This is a genomic window from Microbacterium sp. NPDC064584, assembly GCF_040687315.1.
GTDB classification, from domain to species: Bacteria; Actinomycetota; Actinomycetes; order Actinomycetales; family Microbacteriaceae; genus Microbacterium; species Microbacterium lacus.
Genome location: NZ_JBFBMZ010000005.1, coordinates 1 through 18,545, shown reverse-complemented (window position 1 = coordinate 18,545; position 18,545 = coordinate 1). Strand labels below are relative to the sequence as shown.

The 18,545-nt window shown below is 70.6% G+C and carries 20 protein-coding genes; 9 read left to right on the top strand and 11 right to left on the bottom strand.

The window, feature by feature from the left end; genetic code table 11:
* Positions 1–42: 42 nt before the first annotated feature.
* Genes AB0P18_RS08875 through AB0P18_RS08865 form a run of 3 tightly spaced genes read right to left on the bottom strand, consistent with a single transcriptional unit; the run spans position 43 to position 2,151 of the window.
* Positions 43–807: an SDR family oxidoreductase gene (locus tag AB0P18_RS08875; protein WP_344052891.1), complete on the bottom strand. Its 765-nt coding sequence runs from the start codon at positions 805–807 to the stop codon at positions 43–45.
* Between the two features lie 10 nt (positions 808–817).
* Complete coding sequence (locus AB0P18_RS08870) at positions 818–1,345, bottom strand: dihydrofolate reductase (RefSeq protein WP_363359733.1); 528 nt, start codon at positions 1,343–1,345, stop codon at positions 818–820.
* The gene (locus AB0P18_RS08865) at positions 1,342–2,151 is read right to left on the bottom strand and encodes a thymidylate synthase (RefSeq protein WP_363359732.1); all 810 of its coding nucleotides are present in this window, start codon (positions 2,149–2,151) and stop codon (positions 1,342–1,344) included. Before AB0P18_RS08865 ends, AB0P18_RS08870 begins: the two co-directional genes overlap by 4 nt.
* A gap of 134 nt (positions 2,152–2,285) precedes the next feature.
* On the opposite strand from AB0P18_RS08865, the gene AB0P18_RS08860 reads away from it, so the two are divergent.
* The 4 genes from AB0P18_RS08860 (at position 2,286) to AB0P18_RS08845 (ending at position 4,638) form a co-directional block, all read left to right on the top strand.
* Positions 2,286–2,723 (top strand): thioredoxin family protein, encoded by a 438-nt coding sequence (locus AB0P18_RS08860; RefSeq protein ID WP_344052885.1) that lies wholly within the window; start codon positions 2,286–2,288, stop codon positions 2,721–2,723.
* Entirely contained in the window at positions 2,716–3,228 is a 513-nt protein-coding gene (locus tag AB0P18_RS08855) for a DUF4395 domain-containing protein (RefSeq protein ID WP_344052883.1), read from the top strand. Before AB0P18_RS08860 ends, AB0P18_RS08855 begins: the two co-directional genes overlap by 8 nt.
* Positions 3,229–3,305: 77 nt before the next feature.
* Positions 3,306–3,731, top strand: a complete 426-nt coding sequence (locus AB0P18_RS08850) for an OsmC family protein (protein ID WP_344052881.1) — start codon at positions 3,306–3,308, stop codon at positions 3,729–3,731.
* Positions 3,724–4,638, top strand: coding sequence for a TIGR01777 family oxidoreductase (locus tag AB0P18_RS08845; protein ID WP_363359731.1), 915 nt, complete (start codon positions 3,724–3,726; stop codon positions 4,636–4,638). Before AB0P18_RS08850 ends, AB0P18_RS08845 begins: the two co-directional genes overlap by 8 nt.
* On the opposite strand, the gene AB0P18_RS08840 is transcribed toward AB0P18_RS08845, so the two are convergent.
* Both AB0P18_RS08840 and dapB read right to left on the bottom strand, forming a co-directional pair.
* Positions 4,635–5,084: a hypothetical protein gene (locus tag AB0P18_RS08840; RefSeq protein ID WP_344052877.1), complete on the bottom strand. Its 450-nt coding sequence runs from the start codon at positions 5,082–5,084 to the stop codon at positions 4,635–4,637. The two genes, AB0P18_RS08845 and AB0P18_RS08840, sit on opposite strands and share 4 nt — an antisense overlap.
* Positions 5,081–5,893, bottom strand: a complete 813-nt coding sequence (gene dapB / locus AB0P18_RS08835; RefSeq protein ID WP_344052875.1) for a 4-hydroxy-tetrahydrodipicolinate reductase — start codon at positions 5,891–5,893, stop codon at positions 5,081–5,083. The genes AB0P18_RS08840 and dapB overlap by 4 nt, the downstream gene beginning before the upstream one ends.
* A gap of 63 nt (positions 5,894–5,956) precedes the next feature.
* Between dapB and AB0P18_RS08830 the strand changes: the two genes are divergently transcribed.
* Positions 5,957–6,448: a GNAT family N-acetyltransferase gene (locus tag AB0P18_RS08830; protein WP_363359730.1), complete on the top strand. Its 492-nt coding sequence runs from the start codon at positions 5,957–5,959 to the stop codon at positions 6,446–6,448.
* Here the strand turns inward: AB0P18_RS08830 and AB0P18_RS08825 are convergent.
* From AB0P18_RS08825 to AB0P18_RS08815, 3 genes are all read right to left on the bottom strand, one after another.
* Positions 6,445–7,047, bottom strand: a complete 603-nt coding sequence (locus tag AB0P18_RS08825; protein ID WP_344052871.1) for a histidine phosphatase family protein — start codon at positions 7,045–7,047, stop codon at positions 6,445–6,447. The two genes, AB0P18_RS08830 and AB0P18_RS08825, sit on opposite strands and share 4 nt — an antisense overlap.
* 77 nt (positions 7,048–7,124) lie before the next feature.
* Entirely contained in the window at positions 7,125–8,162 is a 1,038-nt protein-coding gene (locus tag AB0P18_RS08820; protein ID WP_344052869.1) for an aldo/keto reductase, read from the bottom strand.
* A gap of 247 nt (positions 8,163–8,409) precedes the next feature.
* Entirely contained in the window at positions 8,410–10,701 is a 2,292-nt protein-coding gene (locus AB0P18_RS08815) for a polyribonucleotide nucleotidyltransferase (RefSeq protein ID WP_344052867.1), read from the bottom strand.
* A 312-nt stretch (positions 10,702–11,013) separates the two neighbouring features.
* On the opposite strand from AB0P18_RS08815, the gene AB0P18_RS08810 reads away from it, so the two are divergent.
* Positions 11,014–11,196 carry a DUF5302 domain-containing protein gene (locus AB0P18_RS08810; protein ID WP_344052865.1) on the top strand — a complete coding sequence of 61 codons (183 nt, stop codon included), beginning with the start codon at positions 11,014–11,016 and terminating at the stop codon, positions 11,194–11,196.
* Positions 11,197–11,267: 71 nt separating this feature from the next.
* Here AB0P18_RS08810 and AB0P18_RS08805 read toward each other — a convergent pair whose 3' ends face one another.
* Positions 11,268–12,725 carry a cation:dicarboxylase symporter family transporter gene (locus AB0P18_RS08805; RefSeq protein WP_344052863.1) on the bottom strand — a complete coding sequence of 486 codons (1,458 nt, stop codon included), beginning with the start codon at positions 12,723–12,725 and terminating at the stop codon, positions 11,268–11,270.
* 140 nt (positions 12,726–12,865) lie between these two features.
* On the opposite strand from AB0P18_RS08805, the gene AB0P18_RS08800 reads away from it, so the two are divergent.
* Complete coding sequence (locus AB0P18_RS08800; RefSeq protein WP_363359728.1) at positions 12,866–14,137, top strand: ATP-binding protein; 1,272 nt, start codon at positions 12,866–12,868, stop codon at positions 14,135–14,137.
* Positions 14,134–14,817 (top strand): response regulator, encoded by a 684-nt coding sequence (locus tag AB0P18_RS08795; protein ID WP_363359727.1) that lies wholly within the window; start codon positions 14,134–14,136, stop codon positions 14,815–14,817. The genes AB0P18_RS08800 and AB0P18_RS08795 overlap by 4 nt, the downstream gene beginning before the upstream one ends.
* Before the next feature lie 4 nt (positions 14,818–14,821).
* On the opposite strand, the gene AB0P18_RS08790 is transcribed toward AB0P18_RS08795, so the two are convergent.
* Entirely contained in the window at positions 14,822–16,801 is a 1,980-nt protein-coding gene (locus tag AB0P18_RS08790; RefSeq protein ID WP_363359726.1) for a GDSL-type esterase/lipase family protein, read from the bottom strand.
* A gap of 147 nt (positions 16,802–16,948) precedes the next feature.
* On the opposite strand from AB0P18_RS08790, the gene AB0P18_RS08785 reads away from it, so the two are divergent.
* Positions 16,949–18,370: a DNA/RNA non-specific endonuclease gene (locus AB0P18_RS08785; protein ID WP_363359725.1), complete on the top strand. Its 1,422-nt coding sequence runs from the start codon at positions 16,949–16,951 to the stop codon at positions 18,368–18,370.
* Positions 18,371–18,383: 13 nt separating this feature from the next.
* On the opposite strand, the gene AB0P18_RS08780 is transcribed toward AB0P18_RS08785, so the two are convergent.
* The coding region (locus AB0P18_RS08780) for an integrase core domain-containing protein (RefSeq protein ID WP_363359878.1) at positions 18,384–18,545 on the bottom strand (162 nt) is incomplete at its 5' end.

The window sequence follows — 18,545 nt, the reverse complement described above, 5'->3', positions numbered from 1 at the left end:
CACATGCCGCGAGCGCCCCCACGACCGGCGCGGTGCCCCGGCTCAGCGCCCGCGCTCGCCCACCGAGGCCAGGAGGCCAGCCGGCAGCACACGGGTCAGCGCGACGATCGCCTTGTACCGCAGCGACGGCACCGACACCGCCTTGCCGCGGGCGATGTCGCGCAGTGACTGCGCGACCACGTCGTCGGCGTCGAGCCACATCCAGTCCGCCAGCCCCTCCTGCCCCGGCGGCAGCCCCATCCGCTCGTGGAAGTTCGTGTGCGTGAAGCCCGGGCACACCGCGGTCGTGGTCACTCCGCGGGCCGCGTACCGCGTGTTCGCCCAGCGGCTGAAGCTGATGAGCCAGCCTTTGCACGCCCCGTACGTCGAACGCGGGATGAAACCCGCGACCGACGCGATGTTCACGATCCGCCCGCCGCCGCGCGCGAGCATCGGGCCGAGGGCGGCGTGCGTGAGCCGCATGGGCACCTCGACGTGCAGCCGCAAGTGGTGCACCTCGTCCTCGATGTCGTTGCGCGCGAAGCTCAGCGGCAGGCCGAACCCGGCGTTGTTCACGAGCATGTCGATCGGACGGGCGGCATCGCCCAGTCGTCGCTCGACCTTCTGGCGCTGGCGGTGATCCAGCAGATCTGCGGGAAGCACCTCGACCTCCACCCGGTGTCGCGAGACGAGCCGGTCGGCGAGCGCCGTGAGCGCGGATCGATCGCGGGCGACGAGGACGAGGTCCGTGCCGCGCGCGGCGAGCTGACGGGCGTACTCGGCGCCCAGGCCGGAGCTCGCGCCCGTGATCAGTGCGGTTCGTGCCATGCGCCCGAGCCTAGGTCGGTGCGCGCCGCTCGTAGCGGATGAACCGGTAGCCGATCCCGCTCGTGGACGTCTCGGCGGCGGCCGATTCGACGACGGCGAACCGCTCGGGGTCGATCCACGGCGCGATGACGTCGCCGGGCTGCGGTGCGAAGCCGTCCGGATGCCGCAGCTCGGTCTTCTCGATCCGGTCGGCGCTTCCGATCGCGAGGTCGAAGATCGCTCCCCCGCCGATCACCCAGATCCACTCCGGCGACGAGTCCGCGGCCAGCTCGAGCGCGTCGTCGAGGGATGCCGCGCGCTCGGCACCGGGCGCCGACCAGGCATCCTGACGGGTGACCACGATGTTGCGGCGCCCCGGGAGCGGTCGCCACCGCGGGTCGAGCGAGTCCCATGTGCCGCGGCCCATCACGACCGGCGACCCGGAGGTCAACGCCTTGAAGTGGGCGAGGTCCTCGGGAACGTGCCACGGCATCCCGCCGTCCCGACCGATGACCGAGCCCTCTGCCTCCGCCCAGATGAGCCCGATGCGGGTCGTCATACCGCGACGGCTCCGCGGATCGCCGGGTGATGCCGATAGTCCTCGACGACGAAGTCCTCGTACCGGTAATCGAAGATCGACTCCGGCGTCCGGGTGATCGAAAGCGTCGGGGCCGGGTAGGGCTCGCGGCTCAGCTGCAGGCGGACCTGCTCGATGTGGTTGTCGTAGATGTGGCAGTCGCCGCCTGTCCAGACGAAGTCGCCGACCTCGAGGCCCGTCTGCTGCGCGATCATGTGCGTGAGAAGCGCATAGGAGGCGATGTTGAACGGGACGCCGAGGAACATGTCCGCGCTGCGCTGGTACAGCTGGCACGAGAGCCTGCCGTCCGCGACGTAGAACTGGAAGAGCGCATGGCAGGGGGCGAGTGCCATGTCGGGGATGTCGGCCGGATTCCAGGCCGAGACGATGAGCCGACGCGAATCGGGATTACGCCGGATCTCCTCGATCACCCCGGCGATCTGGTCGATCGGCTCTCCGGAGGGGGTGGGCCACGAGCGCCACTGCACGCCGTAGACGGGACCGAGTTCGCCCGCGGCGTCCGCCCACTCGTCCCAGATCGAGACACCGTTCTCCTGCAGCCACTCCACATTGGACTCGCCACGCAGGAACCACAGCAGTTCGTACACGATCGACTTGAGGTGCACCCGCTTCGTCGTGATCAGCGGGAAGCCCTGGGACAGGTCGAACCGGATCTGGCGTCCGAAGACGCTCCGGGTCCCGGTGCCGGTCCGATCCGTCTTCACGGTGCCGTGCTCCAGCACGTCGCGCAGCAGGTCTTCGTAGGGGGTGGGGATCGTCTCGGACATCGTCTCGATGCTAGCCCCGCCCCCGACCCGCCGCTCGGCGACGCTCGTCGTGTCCCCGCGCTTTGTTACGACGGGTCCGTCACAGTGGCGGCATCCGGCACCTATTCAGGCGCAAGCAGTTACCCTGGGATGCTGTGACTCTCGTCGACGCACTCATCGGTCTCGCCCTCCTGCTGGCGGCCACAGTCGCGTTCGGCGTCTTCCTCCGCTGGCGCCAGAGCCGGCCGCGCCGGCACATCCCGCACGAGGTCGTCGAGCCCGCCCGCCTCGGTGCGGACCGGCTGGGCGAAGCGGCCACTCTCCTGCAGTTCAGCACCGAGATGTGCTCGCGGTGCCCGGGCGTGCATCGCACCCTCGCGGCCGTCGCGGACGGGCGCGACGGCGTCGTGCACCTCGACATCGACCTCACCCACCGGCCGGACATCGCGAAGCACTTCCACGTCCTGCAGACGCCGACGACGCTGGTCCTGGACGGTGCCGGCGTCGTGCGCACCCGTTTCGGCGGCGTGCCCAACCGCGACGTGCTCGAGCTCGAGCTCAACCGCCTGACCGGAGAGGACGCCCATGTCTGATCGAACGGATGCCGCCCGCCGGGCGCGTGGAATCGACCCGCGGGGTCCGCGCTTCGCCGCCGGCATCACCGCACTCCTGCTGCTCGTGGACGTGTTCCTCGGCCTCACGACGCCGATCGGCGCCACGGTGGCCGCCCGCGCCGCCGAACCGGCGTTCGTGCTGCTCGTGATCATCTGGGCGCTGTTCCTGTGGGGGGTCCTGTCTCCGCGGACCGCACCCTGGGGCGCGCTCTACCGCGCGGTCATCCAGCCGCGGCTGTCGCCGCCGACCGAGCTCGAGGACCCGCGGCCGCCGCGGTTCGCGCAGGGTGTCGGCCTGTTCGTCGTCTCGATCGGCCTCGTCCTCCACCTCGCCGGCGTCGCGTGGGCGCTGCCCATCGCCGCCGCGGCGGCGTTCGTGGCGGCGTTCCTCAACGCCGCATTCGGGCTGTGTCTCGGATGCCAGCTGTACCTGGTCCTGCAGCGCGCCGGACTCATCGGACGCGCGCGCGATCTTCCCGCCTGATCCGGTCGCGCACCCCCTGCGCCGCGGTTAGGCTCGACCGCGAGGCGCCGCGTGCGCATGTCGATCAGGAGGACCGGATGAGCGTCACGAGCGAAGCAACCACCGTCTGGAAGGGCGGTCTGGCCGACGGATCGGGCGAGGTCGCCTTCCGATCCTCCGGAATCGGGCCGTTCGAAGTGAACTGGAAGGCCCGCAGCGAAGGCTCGACGTCGGTGACGACCCCCGAGGAGCTCATCGCGGCCGCTCACGCGTCGTGCTTCAGCATGGCGTTCTCGCACGCCCTGGCCGAGAACGGCACCCCGCCGGAGTCCATCGACACGACGGCATCGGTCACTTTCGCCCCGGGAACCGGCATCACCGGCAGCCACCTGAATGTCAACGCCGTCGTCCCCGGCCTGTCGCGCGACGACTTCGACCGCATCGCCGCGGACGCGAAGGCCAACTGCCCGGTCTCGAAGGCGCTCGCCGGCATCGAGATCACGCTCGAGGCCACGCTTGCCTGACCACCCCCGCCGCGTCGTCGTCGCCGGCGCCTCCGGCCTGATCGGCTCGGCGCTCGTGGACAGCCTCCGCGCGGACGGGATCACCGTCACCACCCTCGTGCGACGTCCGGCCACGTCCCCGGATGAGATCACGTGGCTGACCGACGGCGACGCGCTGGACCCGGACGTGCTGGCGGGAGCGGATGCCGTCGTCGGGCTGAACGGTGCGTCGATCGGGCGCTTCCCGTGGACGCGCTCGTACAAGGACACCCTGCTGTGGTCGCGGATCACCCCCACGCGTGCGATCGCCCGGGCGGTCCGCGAGCTGGGCGCGGACGCTCCGGCGTTCGTCTCGGCGTCCGCCGTCGGGTACTACGGATCCGCGCCGGGGGCGATCCTGGACGAGAACTCCCCCCGCGGCAGCACGTTCCTCGCGGAGCTGTGCGGCGAGTGGGAGAGCGCGGCCCGCGGTGCGGGCGACAGGGCGCGGGTGGCGCTGCTGCGGACCGCCCCCCTCGTGCACGCGCGAGGCGTGTTGAAGCCGCTCATCCTGCTGACGCGCTTCGGCCTCAGCGGCCCGATCGCCGGCGGGCGGCAGAAGTGGCCGTGGATCTCCCTCGAGGACGAAGTGCGCGGCATCCGTCACGTGATCGACGCCGGACTCACCGGTCCCGTGAACCTCACCGGACCGACGACCGCGACGGCGAACGACCTCGGTTTCGCCCTCGCGCGACGGATGAACCGTCCGTTCGTCGTCCCCGCACCGGGCTTCGCCCTGAAGCTCGTGCTCGGCGCGGACGCGACGGAGGGGCTTCTGACCACTGACGCCGCCGTGCTGCCGAACGTCCTCACCGAATCCGGCTTCCGCTTCGCTCACGCGACCGTCGAGGAGGCGGTGGATGCCGCGGTGCTGCCCGCGGGAAGCTAGCCTTTCCGCTCCCCCGCTTCGAGCCTGATCGCGCGGCGCACGGCCTCCCGCGCCCGCCGGCGGTCCCGAGCGGCGTCGTACGCGAGCGCGAGCCGGTACCACGCCCGCCAGTCCTCGGGACTCTGCTCGACGTCGGCGCGGTAGCGCGGGAAGGCGGCATCGGCGTCCTCGCGCACGATGCGGCCGCTGGGGGTGACCGTGACCTGCTCGTCCGGCATCCCCCCCTCGGACTCGAGGCGGCGGGCCAGCTGCTCGGCGCGGAACCCGAACCACAGTTCCCGCCCCAGCGCCCAGACGGCGATCGCCGGGAGCACCACGAGCGCCACGCCCATCGCGATCCCCACCGCGTCACCGCTCTGCAGCAGCAGCCACGCGCGCTGAGCGACGAGGGCGATGTAGAGCGCGAGCAGCACCGCCATGACGGCGACGCCGATGCGTGCGCTCATACGCCGGTCGCGCGGGCCACCTGACCCGGGACGCCGCCTTCACCGAAAGGGCGCTCTCGGCTGGGGCGCGGCACGCGGATGCCGATGTCGAGGAAGCTGTCCAGCCCGACGGTCACACCTCGGGCGTCGCGAGCGGCGGCGAGGGCGATACGGATGCCGGGAGCGTAGGCGAGCGCCGGGTCGACGGTGTCGTGGGTCAGCGTCAGGGACTCCCCTGCGCCCGAGAGGACGACGTCCTGCCGGGCGATCACCCCGGGGCGACGGAGCGAGTGGATCGGAACGCTCGCGACCTGCTGCCCCCGCGCGCGCTGGTCCACGTGCGGGGATTCCACCGGCCCGACCTCCGCGCGCGAGGCGGCGATGAGCTCGGCCGTGCGCACAGCGGTGCCGCTCGGGGAATCGACCTTGGTCTCGCGATGCGCCTCGACGATCTCGATCGACGGGAAGAACGGTGCGGCCGCCGCGGCGAGGGCGGAGCCGAGGACGGAGCCGAGCGAGAAGTTCGGGATGAACACCGCTCCGGTCCCGGCCGCCTCGACCAGAGGGCGGACCAGGGCGATGCGTTCCGCCGACCAGCCGGAAGTGCCGACGAGGACATTGACACCCCGCTCGACCGCGGCGCGGACCACGTCGATCGAGACCGCGGGAGTGGACGCGTCGACGACGAGATCGGCGCCGGCGAGCTCGGCGAGGTCCGATCGGGAGGACAGCACCGCGACGACCTCGAAGTCCTCGTCCGCCTCGATCACGTCGCGGATGATGCCACCGAGCTTGCCGGTGCCGCCGACCAGGGCCACGCGCGTCGTCATCCATCCATCGTAGGGGCGACGAAGCGGCCGGCCCGCGCGCGGGGCCGCGACTACGCTCGGGGGATGCCCACGTTCACCGCGACCCCCGTCGACGACCCCGCCGCCCGCGACCTGCTGGCGGAGTACTTCGCGATGCGGGTGTCGACGTTCCCCGGACACACCTACACGACCGTCTTCCCGGATCGTCCGGTGTTCGAGCCGCCCGCCGGGGTGTTCGTCGTCGTCACGGACGACGCGACCGAGGACACCGAGGCCCACCCCGTCGGCTGCGGCGGCATCCGACGCGTGGACGAGGGCCCGCTCGGCGTGCGGTACGAGGTGAAGCACCTCTACCTGCGCCCGGAGACGCGTGGTCGCGGGTGGGGGCGACTCCTCATCGAGGACCTCGAGCAGCGGGCGATCTCCCTCGGCGCGCGCGAGCTGGTCCTGGACACCCACCACACGCTCGAGGCCGCCGGGCGCCTGTACGAGGCGGCGGGCTTCACCGCGATCGATCCCTACAACGACAACCCGAACGCCACGCGGTGGTACGGCAAGTCCCTCGCCGGCGGCTAGACCGGGTACACCTCGGGTAGACCGGTGCGCAGCTCGACCGGAAGGTGCGCGAGGTCGTTGTGCGAGAGCAGCGTCCACGGGCGCCCCTGCTTCTGGGCGATGACGCTCAGCCCGCAGTGCGCCTGGTTCAACGTCATCCAGCGCCAGTCCGGAGCCTGCAGCACCTCACGCACGAACCAGCCGATCACGAAGTTGTGGGTGATCAGCAGCTCGTGGACCTCGCCGCTGCGGCGGGCGAGGTACTCGCTGGACGCATCGGCCATCTGTGCGCGCCCGGCTTCGATCTCGGCTTCGGTGACGGCGCCGAAGAACGGCTCGAACACGCTCGGCGTCTCCTCGGTCATCCCGGTGGGCACGCAGTCGAACAGCAGCGCGGACGGCTTCGGCGACAGCGACGGCATCCGCTCGGCGACCGCCCGCGCGGTCTGGCTGGCCCGCTCGAGCGGCGAGTGCCACACGGCGTCGAAGGGGACGCCGGACAGGCGATCCGCGAGCAGGGCGGCCTGGCGACGACCGCGCGGCGACAGGGGTCCGTCGACGAGTCCGTGCTCGGCGTCCTGGTGTTCGCCGTGCCGCACGAGATAGATGTAGTGCGTCACACTGCTCACTTCGTCGGGGGATTCGCGTGCCCGTGGGCACTCTTCCAGCCTATGCCACGCCTCGGACGCGGACCCGGTCACACGGAGGCGCGGGCGATCTCGGCAAGGTGGCTGCGGCTCAGCCGCACGCCGACGCCCTGCACGAGTTCCTCCACCTGCGCGGCGGCATACGCGTTGACGATCGGCGCCGTCACGAGACGCTGCGCGAGCAGCCACGCCACCGCGACCGCCGCATCGGGCACTCCGAGATCGGTGCCGACGGAGTCGAGCGCGCGCAGGGTCCGGCTGCCGCGACGGTTGATGTTCGCGGCGATCTGCGCGCCGCGAACGGACAGTCCGCCGCGCAGGCGGGTGCGGTGACGACCCGCGAGGAAGCCGTGCTCGAGCGCATGCGACGGCGTGACCGCCATCCCCTGCGCACCCGCGACCAGACGCAGGTCCGCGTCGAACTCGTGGCGGCGCAGGACGTTGAACGGCACGTCGAGGACCGTGATGCGCGGGTAACCGGCTGAGACGTAGATGCGCGCCTCGACGAGCTGGGCGGCCGTGAACCCGGCGGCGCCCAGAGCGCGGGCTTTGCCGGAGTCGACCAGCCACTCGGCGGTCGCGAGCGTCTCCTCGAGCTCGGTCGCCGTGCCGGTCGCGGCATCGAGATACAGCACGTCGATGCGATCGGTCCGCAGCCGGGTGAGGGACGCCTCCACGGCACGGACGAGGTTCACGGGTCCGAGACCCGGATTGTCGGGGTGACCGCCGACCTTGACCGCGAGGGTGATGTCCTCGCGGAGTCCCCGTGAGTGCAGCCACTGCCCGATGATGTGCTCGCTGCGCCCTGCCGAGAAGCTGTCCGCCGTGTGGAGCATGTTGCCACCGCGCTCGAGGAAGGCGTCGATGATCTCGTGACTGGTCTCCAGGTCGACGTTCCACCCGAACTCCGCACCGCCGAGGATCAGCGGGAAGACGTCGGCGTCGGTCTCGCCGAGCTTCACACGGACGGACTGCCCGACGGGCGGGCCCTGGACCGGGATCGGCGCAGACGGATGCACGCCGCCCGGCGCGGGCAGCAGGGGCGGGCTCTCCGAGGAGACCGCGGAGCCGATTCCGGTTCCTGTCATGGTCCCACCCCCTCACGAACACCCGGACGGAGCCTTCGTGACTGCGAAGTTCTGCACGCCCCCCGACGCTTAATTCCGAGGGTAGGCCGTTCATCCGCGGCACCCGGACATTCCGGCATCCGGTCGGTAAATATTGGATAACGCTTGCGTCACGAGCCGCTATGATGCAGCCCGCTGTCCACCATTCGGGGGACAGGAACGGCGATGCCCGCCCCTGCGGACAGGGACGGGCATCGCACGGACAGGATCAGCCTTCGGCGGGAGCCTCCGGGCCGGCGCTCGCCGCGGCGCGCCCCTCCTGGTCGGCGGCCTCTTCGAGGACCGGCTCGAGCGAGAGCTTGCCGCGGTCGTCGATCTTCGTGATCTTCACGAGGATCTTCTGACCCACGCCCAGCACGTCCTCGACGTTCTCGACACGCTTGCCACCGGCGAGCTTGCGGACCTCGCTGATGTGCAGCAGTCCGTCCTTGCCGGGCAGCAGCGAGACGAACGCGCCGAACGCGGCGATCTTGACGACGGTTCCGAGGAACTGCTCGCCGACCTCCGGGTTCGTCGGGTTCGCGATCGCGTTGACCTGGGCACGGGCGGCCTCGGCCGAGGGGCCGTCGGTCGCGCCGATGTAGACGGTGCCGTCCTCCTCGATGGAGATCTGCGCGCCGGTCTCGTCCTGGATCGCGTTGATCGTCTTGCCCTTGGGGCCGATGAGCTCACCGATCTTGTCGACGGGGATCTGCACGCTGATCACGCGCGGAGCCGTCGGCGCCATCTCGTCCGGGGCGTCGATCGCGGCGTTCAGCACACCGAGGATCGTCAGGCGAGCCTCGTGCGCCTGCTGCAGCGCGGCGGTCAGCACCGACGACGGGATGCCGTCGAGCTTCGTGTCGAGCTGGATCGCGGTGACGAACTCGCTCGTCCCGGCGACCTTGAAGTCCATGTCGCCGAGCGCGTCCTCGGCGCCGAGGATGTCGGTCAGCGCCGCGTAGCGGGTCTGACCGTCGACCTGGTCGGAGACGAGCCCCATCGCGATACCGGCGACGGGCGCGCGCAGCGGCACACCCGCGTTCAGCAGCGACAGGGTCGAGGCGCACACCGAGCCCATGGACGTCGAGCCGTTGGAACCGAGGGCCTCGGAGACCTGACGGATCGCGTACGGGAACTCCTCGCGGCTGGGCAGCACCGGCACGAGCGCGCGCTCGGCCAGGAAGCCGTGCCCGATCTCGCGACGCTTCGGGCTGCCCACGCGGCCGGTCTCACCGGTCGAATACGGCGGGAAGTTGTAGTGGTGCATGTAGCGCTTGTGCGTGACGGGCGACAGCGAGTCGATCTGCTGCTCCATCTTGAGCATGTTCAGCGTCGTGACACCCAGGATCTGGGTCTCACCGCGCTGGAAGATCGCCGAACCGTGCACGCGCGGGATGACCTGGACCTCGGCATCCAGCGGACGGATGTCGGCGAGGCCGCGTCCATCGATGCGCACGCCCTCGGTGAGGATGCGACCGCGAACAATCAGCTTCGTCACCGACTTGTAGGCGGCCGAGAACTCCAGCGTCGCGACGGCGGGAAGCTCCCCCGCCTCGACGGCGGCGAGCAGCTGCGCCTTGACGTCGTCCTTGATCGCGTCATCCGCGTTCTGACGCTCCTGCTTGTCGGCGATCTGGTACACCGGCACCAGACGGTCGTAGGCGCGGCCGGCGACGAAGTCGTAGACCTCCTGGCTGTACGCCGGGAACACCGGGTACGGCTGGATCTCCTTCGCCGCGGTGTTCGCCACGACGTTCTGCGCCGCGACGAGCTCCTTGATGAAGGGCTTGGCGGCCTCGAGGCCCTCGGCGACGACCTGCTCGTTCGGCTTGACGGCGCCGCCCTTGATCAGGTTCCACGAACCCTCGGTGGCCTCGGCCTCGACCATCATGATCGCGACGTCGTCGTTCCCGTCCGCGTCCGTGATGACGCGACCGGCGACGATGAGGTCGAACACGGCCTCCTCGAGCTGGGTGACGGTCGGGAACGCGATCCACTGGTCCGCGTGCTCGCCGTGACCGGGGATGAGCGCGAGGCGGACACCGGCGATCGGGCCCGAGAACGGCAGACCCGAGATCTGGGTCGACAGCGAGGCCGCGTTGATCGCGAGGGCGTCGTAGAACTCCCCGGGAGCGATCGAGAGCACGGTGACGACGATCTGCACCTCGTTGCGGAGGCCGTCGACGAACGACGGACGCAGCGGGCGGTCGATCAGGCGGCAGACCAGGATCGCCTCGGTGGAGGGGCGACCCTCGCGACGGAAGAACGAACCGGGGATCTTGCCGGCCGCGTACGAACGCTCTTCGACGTCCACCGTGAGGGGGAAGAAGTCGAAGCCCTCGCGGGGGTGCTTGCCGGCGCTCGTGGCCGACAGGAGCATCGTCTCCTCGTCGAGGTACGCGGCGACAGCGCCCTGCGCCTGCTGGGCGAGGCGTCCGGTTTCGAACCGGACGGTGCGGGTGCCGAAGCGGCCGTTGTCGAGAACGGCTTCAGCGGCGGTGATTTCAGGACCTTCCAAAAGGTCACTCCTTCTTTGTTTTAGCTCGCGCGCGCGATTCGCGCGCGAGCGTGTGCGAAGGAGCAGGAACAGGCAGATCTCGGCGCGCGGCATCTACCGCGGATCGCGCCAGCACTGGTCACCAGTAGAAACCCACCCGGCTTGCACACGACGGGGAGACCACCACAGGGGACCAGCTAGCTGCCGGCCTGCTCCGTGAGCTCATGTTGAATTGAGCGGATGCCGCAAGGGCAACCTCACCGATCCTACCAGGGCGTCCCCCACCGGCTTCCATCGGTGGCGCCCGCCACACCGCCCGCTTAGGGTGAAGGCATGAGCACCGAGGACAAGCCCGCCGGCGCGGCATCCGATGAGATGAAGCGCAAGTTCAAGGAAGCACTCGAGAAGAAGAACGCCCAGCACCGCGAGGGCGAGTCCCACCTCGACGGCGACTCGGCCGTCCACGGCACCCACGGCGCCGTGACCAAGCGCGAGTTCCGTCGCAAGAGCGGCTGATCTTCTCCGGCTTCCCCGATCGCACGGACGAAGGGCCCTCCCGTTCGGGAGGGCCCTTCGTCCGTGTCAGCTCAGCGACTCAGCGCCGACTCGCGCTCGCGGGCCCGCTGCTCCTTGGCCTCCGCTTCAGCGACCGCCGCCTCTTCGAGTCCCTGGACTCCGACCGCGTCCGGCGCCTGCGACATGCCGTCGTGGTCGTCACCCGAGAGCGTCGTCTCGTCGAACGGCCGCTCGCCGCGCAGAACGCTCCGCACCCGGTGCTTGTCGATCTCCTTCGTCCAGGTTCCGATCAGAACCGTGGCGACCGCGTTGCCGGTGAAGTTCGTCAGCGCACGCCCCTCGGACATGAAGCGGTCGATGCCGACGATCACACCGACGCCGTCCACGAGGTCGGGGCGGTAGGCCTGCAGGCCGCCGGCGAGCGTGGCCAGGCCCGCACCGGTGACTCCCGCGGCGCCCTTCGAGGCGATCACCATGAACAGCAGCAGACCGATCTGCTCGGGGATCGACATCGGCATCCCCATCCCCGTCGCGATGAACATCGTCGCCATCGTGAGGTAGATCGCGGTGCCGTCGAGGTTGAACGAGTAGCCCGTGGGGACGGTGATGCCCACGACGGGCTTGGCGACACCGAGGTGCTCCATCTTCGCGATCAGTCGCGGAAGGGCCGACTCGGAGGAGGAGGTGCCGACGATCAGGAGGTACTCGCGGGCCAGGTACTTCATGAGGCTGAAGATGTTCACGCGCGCCACCGAGTACAGCAGTGTCCCGAGGATGCCGAAGACGAACACCGCGCACGTGATGTAGAACGCGATCATGAGCACACCGAGGCTGACGATGGCGGCGAAGCCGGTCTTGCCCACGACCGCGGCGATCGCACCGAACGCGCCGAGGGGAGCGAGCCACAGGATCATCCCGAGGATCCGGAAGACGAGCGCCTGCAGGTTCTTCACGGCCGTCATGATCGGCTCGCCCTTGGGTCCCATCTTCTGCAGCGCGAAGCCGACGAGGAGGGCGATGAACAGCACCTGGAGCACACTCTCGCCCGTGAAGGCGGAGAAGAAGGTCGTGGGGATGATCCCGAGCAGGAACTCCTGCGTCGTCTTGGGCTCGAGCGTGGACGTGTCATACGTCGAGCTCGACATGTCCAGACCCTCACCCGGGTGGATGAGGTTGCCGACGAACAGGCCGATCGCGAGCGCGAACGTCGTCATGATCATGAAGTACAGCAGCGCGAGCCCGCCGATCTTGCCGACGGTCGCGGCCTTCGCGATCGAGCCGATCCCGACGACGATCGTGCAGAAGATGATCGGGGCGATCATCATCTTGATGAGCGCGACGAAGCCCTTGCCGATCGGCTCGAGTGCGATGCCGACCTCCGGCCAGATGAGACCGATCGTGGCGCCGAGGACCACGGCGATGATCACCGAGATGTACAGCCAGGTATGCCGGTCCCACGACGTCTTCCCTCGGCGCCAGTTGTAGCCGGGCAGCTTGAACGATTGCGTTCTGGGGATCTGAAGAGCCATCTTCGCCTCCGAGGGAGTAGAAACTTCGTTGTCTATCGGCTGCCGGTCCGGCATCCGTCCTGCGAGTACTCTGAGCGACGGATGCCGCCACCCGGCAGTTGTGGTCGTATTGGTCGCGGCACGATCACCCGAGGAGGGGCATGGCCGGCAAAGCGGGAGCGAGCGCGGCGTCGCGGGTGTTCCTGGCCTTCCTGGGCGCGGTCGTGGTGATCACAGGTCTTCTGGTCGCGCTGCTGGCCCTCCAGGCACAGACGACGCAGCGCGCGCAGGCCGAAGCGGTGACCCTCGCCGTCGCCCGCACGATCGCCGAGATGCCCGAGGTCGCCGCGGCGGTGACCGGCGGCACGGATGCGGCGGCGACGGCGGAGCTGCAGCCGGTCGCCGAGGAGATCATGGCGCAGACGCCGATCGATTTCGTCACGATCATGACCACCGACGGGATCCGCCTCACCCATCGCGATCCCGACGAGATCGGCAAGCCCTATCTCGGCACGATCGAGCCGGCGCTGCAGGGACGGGAGCTCACCGAGGAGGCAACCGGGACGCTCGGCCCCTCCGTGCGCTCGGTCGTGCCGGTGATGCAGGACGGCGGGGTCGTCGCGCTCGTCTCGGCCGGCATCACGCTGGGCAGCCTCGGCAGCGGAGTGCTGCGCCAGGTTCCGTTCGTGGTCGCCGTGGCCGCCGCGCTCGCCGCCATCGGGCTGGCGGCGGCGTGGTTCGCGGGGCGCCTCACGCGCCGCATCGCCGGCGACCTGCCGGCCAGCGCCGTGCGCGACGCGGTGTCCTCGTACGAATCGGTGCGCACCCTCGGCGAGGCGCTGCGGGCGCAGACGCACGAGCACGGGAATCGCATGCACACCGCCGTGGCGCTGCTCGAACTCGGGCGCACGGAGGAGGCGATCGGCATCCTCACCGAGACCTCACGGCAGTCGCAGGAGCTCGTGGACCAAGTAGCCGCCCGCCGGGACGGCGACCCGACCGTGGGCGCTCTGCTGCTGGGCAAGGCGCCGCAGGCGCGGGAGCGGGGCGTGGAGTGGTCGGCCGACATCGACCCGGCGGCTCCGCGCAGCACGCTCAGCCCGGTCGACGCCGTCTCGGTCGTCGGCAACCTGATCGACAACGCCCTGGACGCCGCGGCGACGGGACCCGAGCCGCGCTGGGTCCGGGTGGCCTTCTCCCCCGCGCCGGGCGGCGCACTGTCGATCGCGGTGTCGGACTCGGGTGGAGGCGTGCCGCCCGAACTCGGCGAGCGCATCTTCGAGCACGGGTTCAGCACGAAGCCCGCGGGACCCCAGGGCAGGGGTGTGGGGCTCGCGCTCGTGCGCTCGATCGTCGAGGAGGCGGGCGGCGCGGTCGACGTCTCCGCCGACCCGACGACCTTCACCGTGATCCTTCCGGGGAGGAACGCATGATCACCGTGCTCCTGGTGGACGACGACGCGCTGACCCTCGAACTGCACCGGACCTACCTGAGCCGTCTGGAGGGCTTCACGGTGGTCGCGGAGTGCACGGGAGCCCGCGCCGCGGTCACCGCGATCCTGGAGCGTCCGCCCGCGGAGGGGATCGATCTGGTCCTGCTGGACATGACGATGCCCGATGGCACGGGTCTGGACGTGCTCCGGCATGTCCGAGCCCGCGCTGCCGATGTGGACGTCATCGCCGTCACCGGCGTCCGCGACGCCGACGTGGTCCGCCAGATGGTCGGGCTCGGCGTGGCGCAGTACCTCGTCAAGCCGTTTCCGTTCGCCGTGTTCCGCGAACGCCTCGAGCAATACCGGGCGTACCGCGAGCGCTCACGCGAGGCATCCGGGCCCGCAACCCAGTCCGAGATCGATGCGATGCTCGGTGCGCTGCGCCCCGCGCCCGTCTCCTCCGTGCCGAAGGGGCTGTCGACCGAGTCTCTCGAGCGCGTCAGCGCTCACGTGCGCAGCCACGGTCCGGTCTCGGCGTCCGAGGCGGCGGCGGCGCTCGGCATGTCCCGCGTGTCGGCGCGGCGCTATCTCGAGCACCTCGCCGACAGCGGCCGTGTGACGCGCGCGCCGCGCTACGGCGCGCCGGGCCGGCCCGAGACCGAATATCGCTGGCAGGCCTGAGGGCTCAGTCTGCGCGCACCGACTGCGGGCGCAGATGTCCGGGCCCGTCGATCCGAACGTAGGTCTGGTGCTTGGACGAGCGTCCGTCGCCTGCACGGCGACCGCAGACGCGGCGCCACACCCATGGCAGCGCGTCGTGCAGCAGCCACGCGGCACCGGTCGCGTCCGGGTCGTCATCGGCATGCAGGGAGGTCTCCAGAACCTCGAGTTCACGCGCATCCGGAACGCCCAGCAGACCCGCGGCGCAGTAGGCCATGTGCCGATGCCCTGCCGAACGCAGATGGACGCGGTCCGACGCCCACATCGCCGGCTCGGTCAGGAGCGGGTGCGCGTCCAGGTCCAGGAGCAGCGCACCGGTCTGCTCCGCCACGAGGCGCAGGTGCGACGCGTACGCGGCGAAGCGAGCGGCGAACAGCTTCGCCGCACGTCGGCGGGGCAGCACCGGGGTGACCAGCAGCACATCAGCCCCGGCCGAGCGCAGTGCTCGCACAGCGCTGCCGACGGCTTCGGCGAGCGCCTTCGCGTCCGGTCGCCTGCCGACGAGGTCGTTCGCCCCGATGAAGATCGACACCAGATCCGGGCGAAGCGCCAGCGCCCTGGGCACTTGGTCCGTCACGAGGTCCGACACGCGCGTGCTCCGCACGGCCAGATTCGCGTAGCGGAACGGATGCCGCCCGGCGCTGCCGGCGTGCGCCAGCAGCTGCGCGAGCCGATCCGCCCACCCGCGACACTGACCGGCGGGCATGCGCGATGTGTCGCCCAGTCCCTCGGTGAGCGAATCGCCCAGCGCGACGTAGCGGCTCCACCGCGGAAGCTCCTGTCTCGGGTGGGGCGGAGCGGGCATCCGCCTCTCGCCTCGAACGAACAGCGCGTCGTCGAGCGGACGCAGCGCCCGCGCATCGTCGTAGTGCGCGATCAGCTGATCACCCAGCGATGACCAGGTGCGTTCCCGCACGCTCTCCCGGGCGGCAGCCGCGAACGCCGCGCGTTTGGCGGCGTCGCCGGTCAGATCCGCGACCCGTTCCCGGAGATCGCCGAGATCGCCCGGCCGATAGAGCCAGCCGTCGACACTGCTGCGCACGAGGTCGACCGGGCCCCCCGCGCCGGTGGCGACCACCGGGACACCGCTCGCGCGTGCCTCCTGGAGCGTCTGTCCGAACGTCTCGCTCTGGCCGGGATGGACGAACACGTCGAAACTCGCGAGCGCTTCGGCCAGCGCGATGCCCTCGAGGTGGCCCGTGAACACGGCATCCGGGAGAACCTGCTCCAGGTGCGGGCGCGACGGCCCGTCCCCGACGATCACGAGTCGCACCCCTGCCAGGCCTGCGAGCGCTCGGAGATCCTCGACCTGCTTCTCGGGGGCCAGTCGCCCCACATAGCCGACGATCGTCCGGCCCGGCGCGACACGCTCGCGCCATGCCGCGCTGCGCCGTCCGGGATGGAAGAGCTCGGCATCCACGCCGCGTCCCCAGCGGCGGATGCGGTCCACGCCCAGCCCTTCCAGTCGAGCGACGGCGGCGGTGCCCGGTGCAAGGGTGAGCGTCGCCCGACGGTGCAGCCGCGCGGTGTGCGCGGAGGCGAACGCGGCTCCGCCGGCGACACCGTACCGCTGCGCATAGGCGATCACGTCGGTCTGGTAGACCGCGACGGACGGCAGTCGCAGCGCGTCGGCGGCCCGGACGCCGTGCCAACCGAGGACGAACGGCGACGCCAGGTGCACGACGTCCGGCGCGAAGTCGCGGAGGATGTCGATCAGGCGAGCGGCGCCGGCCACGACGACCCGCACCTGCGGGTAGGACGGGAGCGGGACCGAGCGCAGCAGCGTCGCCCCGACTGAGCGCGAATCCGTCGGTCCGCCCGCATCCGGCGCGATCACGAGAGTCTCATGGCCCCGGCGCCGGAGATGGGCGAGGACGTGCAGAACGGATCCGGTCACACCGTTCATGTGGGGGAGGAACGACTCGGCGATCAGCGCGACTCTCACTCCTCCAGCGTGACGGCCGGGAGGCGCCCGCACCTGCGCGATCGCGGCTGATCCCGCAGAGTTCACGTGATCGTCCCGCGCGCGTCGTCGTCGCGTCACCACTGGTCGGCGTGCGTTCAGGGCACCGCCACATGCTGGCCCCACCCCATGGACGATGCACTGACCGCCCTCGCCGGGAGCGCTGCCGCGCTTCCGGGGCTCTTCGTCGTCGTGCTCGCCGATGCGTTCCTGGTGATCATCCCCGGAGAGGTCGCCGTGACGGCGATCGCGGCCCTTTCGGCCTCCACCGGGCAACCGTGGCTGATCGCGGTGATCGGCGTCGCCGCCGCGGCCGCGCTGAGCGGCGACCTCGCCTGCTACGCGATCGGCCGCCGCGCCGGGCTCGAGCGCTGGCGATGGATGCGGCATCCGCGAGCGGTCCGCGCCTTCTCCTGGGCAGGGAGGCGACTCGCGCAGCGATCGGGAGCAGTGCTGTTCACGGCTCGGTTCATCCCGTTCGCCCGCCTGGCGGTGAATCTGACGGCCGGCGCCGTGCGGATGCCGATGAGCCGCTATCTGCCGCTCGCGGCGGGCGCCGCCGCCTTGTGGGCGCTCTACCAGGCGGTCATCGGCACGGCGATCGCGCGTGTGCTGCCCGGTCCCCCAGCGGTGGCGGTCATCGTCGCTGTCGCCTCCGCACTCGTGCTGGGCGCCGGAGTCGACCTGCTCGTCTCGCGCACCGAGCGACTGGGGCGGTGGCAGGCTGGACGAATGGATGCCGCCACGCTCGCCTCCGTCGGATACGACTCCGCGTTCCTCGGCGTGCCGGTGGGCCTCCCGCGGGCAGCGGCCGGTCGTCCTTTGACGCGGCTGGACTACCCGCGTTTCACCGTGCTCCTGGACCCGGACCGCAGGCTCGCCGCGGCGACCGCCGTCAACATCGACGGCGCGACGCTGCAGGATCTCCCTCGCACGGGCGAGTGGGAACTGGACCCGCGCGTGCCGGCGGCAGAGCAGACGGGGCCGGCGGTGTACGCCGACAACGACTTCGACCGCGGTCATCTGGTGCGCCGCCGGGATCCCGGGTGGGGAACCGTCGCCGAGGCCCGTGCGGCGACCGAGGCGACGTTCGTCTACACGAACGCCGCCCCTCAGGCATCCGCGTTCAACCAGTCGAAGGATCTGTGGGTCGGGCTGGAGGACCACGTGCTGGAGTTCGCCGATGCGGCCGATCAGCGGGTGTCGGTCCTGACCGGGCCGGTGCTCGAGGAGGACGATCCGCCGTATCGCGGCATCCGGATCCCGCGTCGGTTCTGGAAGATCGCCGCGTGGACCGAGACCGATCGCGGGGGCAGCCCCACGCTCGCGGCGGCCGGATTCGTCCTGGATCAGACCGCGTTGATCGATCTCACCGCGGACGCCCTCACCCGGCTGGGGGCGTTCCGAACGTTCCAGGTGCCGGTCCTCGACATCGCGACCCTCACCGCGCTCGACGTCGGACCGCTGGCCGCCGCGGACGTGATGCGCATCGGCCCTGCCAGACAGAGCGCGTGGATCGAGCTGAGCCGGCCCTCCGACATCCGCCTCTAGGTGTACTCGGCAGTCACGTTGGTAACACTCGGCTGAGGGGTGTGCCGTTGATGGCGGTGTGGTGGCGATGAGCGTTGTAATGCTCGATGAAGGGTGCGAGGGCGTCGGCGCGGGCGGTGTTTGAGGTGAAGATCTGCCGGTAGGCCCATTCGGTTTGCAGGGTACGGTTCAGGCG

Excerpts from the sequence above, each read along its gene's own strand:
- AB0P18_RS08875 (WP_344052891.1), bottom strand. The coding sequence starts at position 807 with ATGGCACGAACCGCACTGATCACGGGCGCGAGCTCCGGCCTGGGCGCC.
- AB0P18_RS08870 (WP_363359733.1), bottom strand. The coding sequence starts at position 1,345 with ATGACGACCCGCATCGGGCTCATCTGGGCGGAGGCAGAGGGCTCGGTC.
- AB0P18_RS08865 (WP_363359732.1), bottom strand. The coding sequence starts at position 2,151 with ATGTCCGAGACGATCCCCACCCCCTACGAAGACCTGCTGCGCGACGTG.
- AB0P18_RS08855 (WP_344052883.1), top strand. The coding sequence starts at position 2,716 with ATGTCTGATCGAACGGATGCCGCCCGCCGGGCGCGTGGAATCGACCCG.
- AB0P18_RS08850 (WP_344052881.1), top strand. The coding sequence starts at position 3,306 with ATGAGCGTCACGAGCGAAGCAACCACCGTCTGGAAGGGCGGTCTGGCC.
- AB0P18_RS08840 (WP_344052877.1), bottom strand. The coding sequence starts at position 5,084 with ATGAGCGCACGCATCGGCGTCGCCGTCATGGCGGTGCTGCTCGCGCTC.
- dapB (WP_344052875.1), bottom strand. The coding sequence starts at position 5,893 with ATGACGACGCGCGTGGCCCTGGTCGGCGGCACCGGCAAGCTCGGTGGC.
- AB0P18_RS08830 (WP_363359730.1), top strand. The coding sequence starts at position 5,957 with ATGCCCACGTTCACCGCGACCCCCGTCGACGACCCCGCCGCCCGCGAC.
- AB0P18_RS08820 (WP_344052869.1), bottom strand. The coding sequence starts at position 8,162 with ATGACAGGAACCGGAATCGGCTCCGCGGTCTCCTCGGAGAGCCCGCCC.
- AB0P18_RS08810 (WP_344052865.1), top strand. The coding sequence starts at position 11,014 with ATGAGCACCGAGGACAAGCCCGCCGGCGCGGCATCCGATGAGATGAAG.
- AB0P18_RS08805 (WP_344052863.1), bottom strand. The coding sequence starts at position 12,725 with ATGGCTCTTCAGATCCCCAGAACGCAATCGTTCAAGCTGCCCGGCTAC.
- AB0P18_RS08800 (WP_363359728.1), top strand. The coding sequence starts at position 12,866 with ATGGCCGGCAAAGCGGGAGCGAGCGCGGCGTCGCGGGTGTTCCTGGCC.
- AB0P18_RS08795 (WP_363359727.1), top strand. The coding sequence starts at position 14,134 with ATGATCACCGTGCTCCTGGTGGACGACGACGCGCTGACCCTCGAACTG.
- AB0P18_RS08785 (WP_363359725.1), top strand. The coding sequence starts at position 16,949 with ATGGACGATGCACTGACCGCCCTCGCCGGGAGCGCTGCCGCGCTTCCG.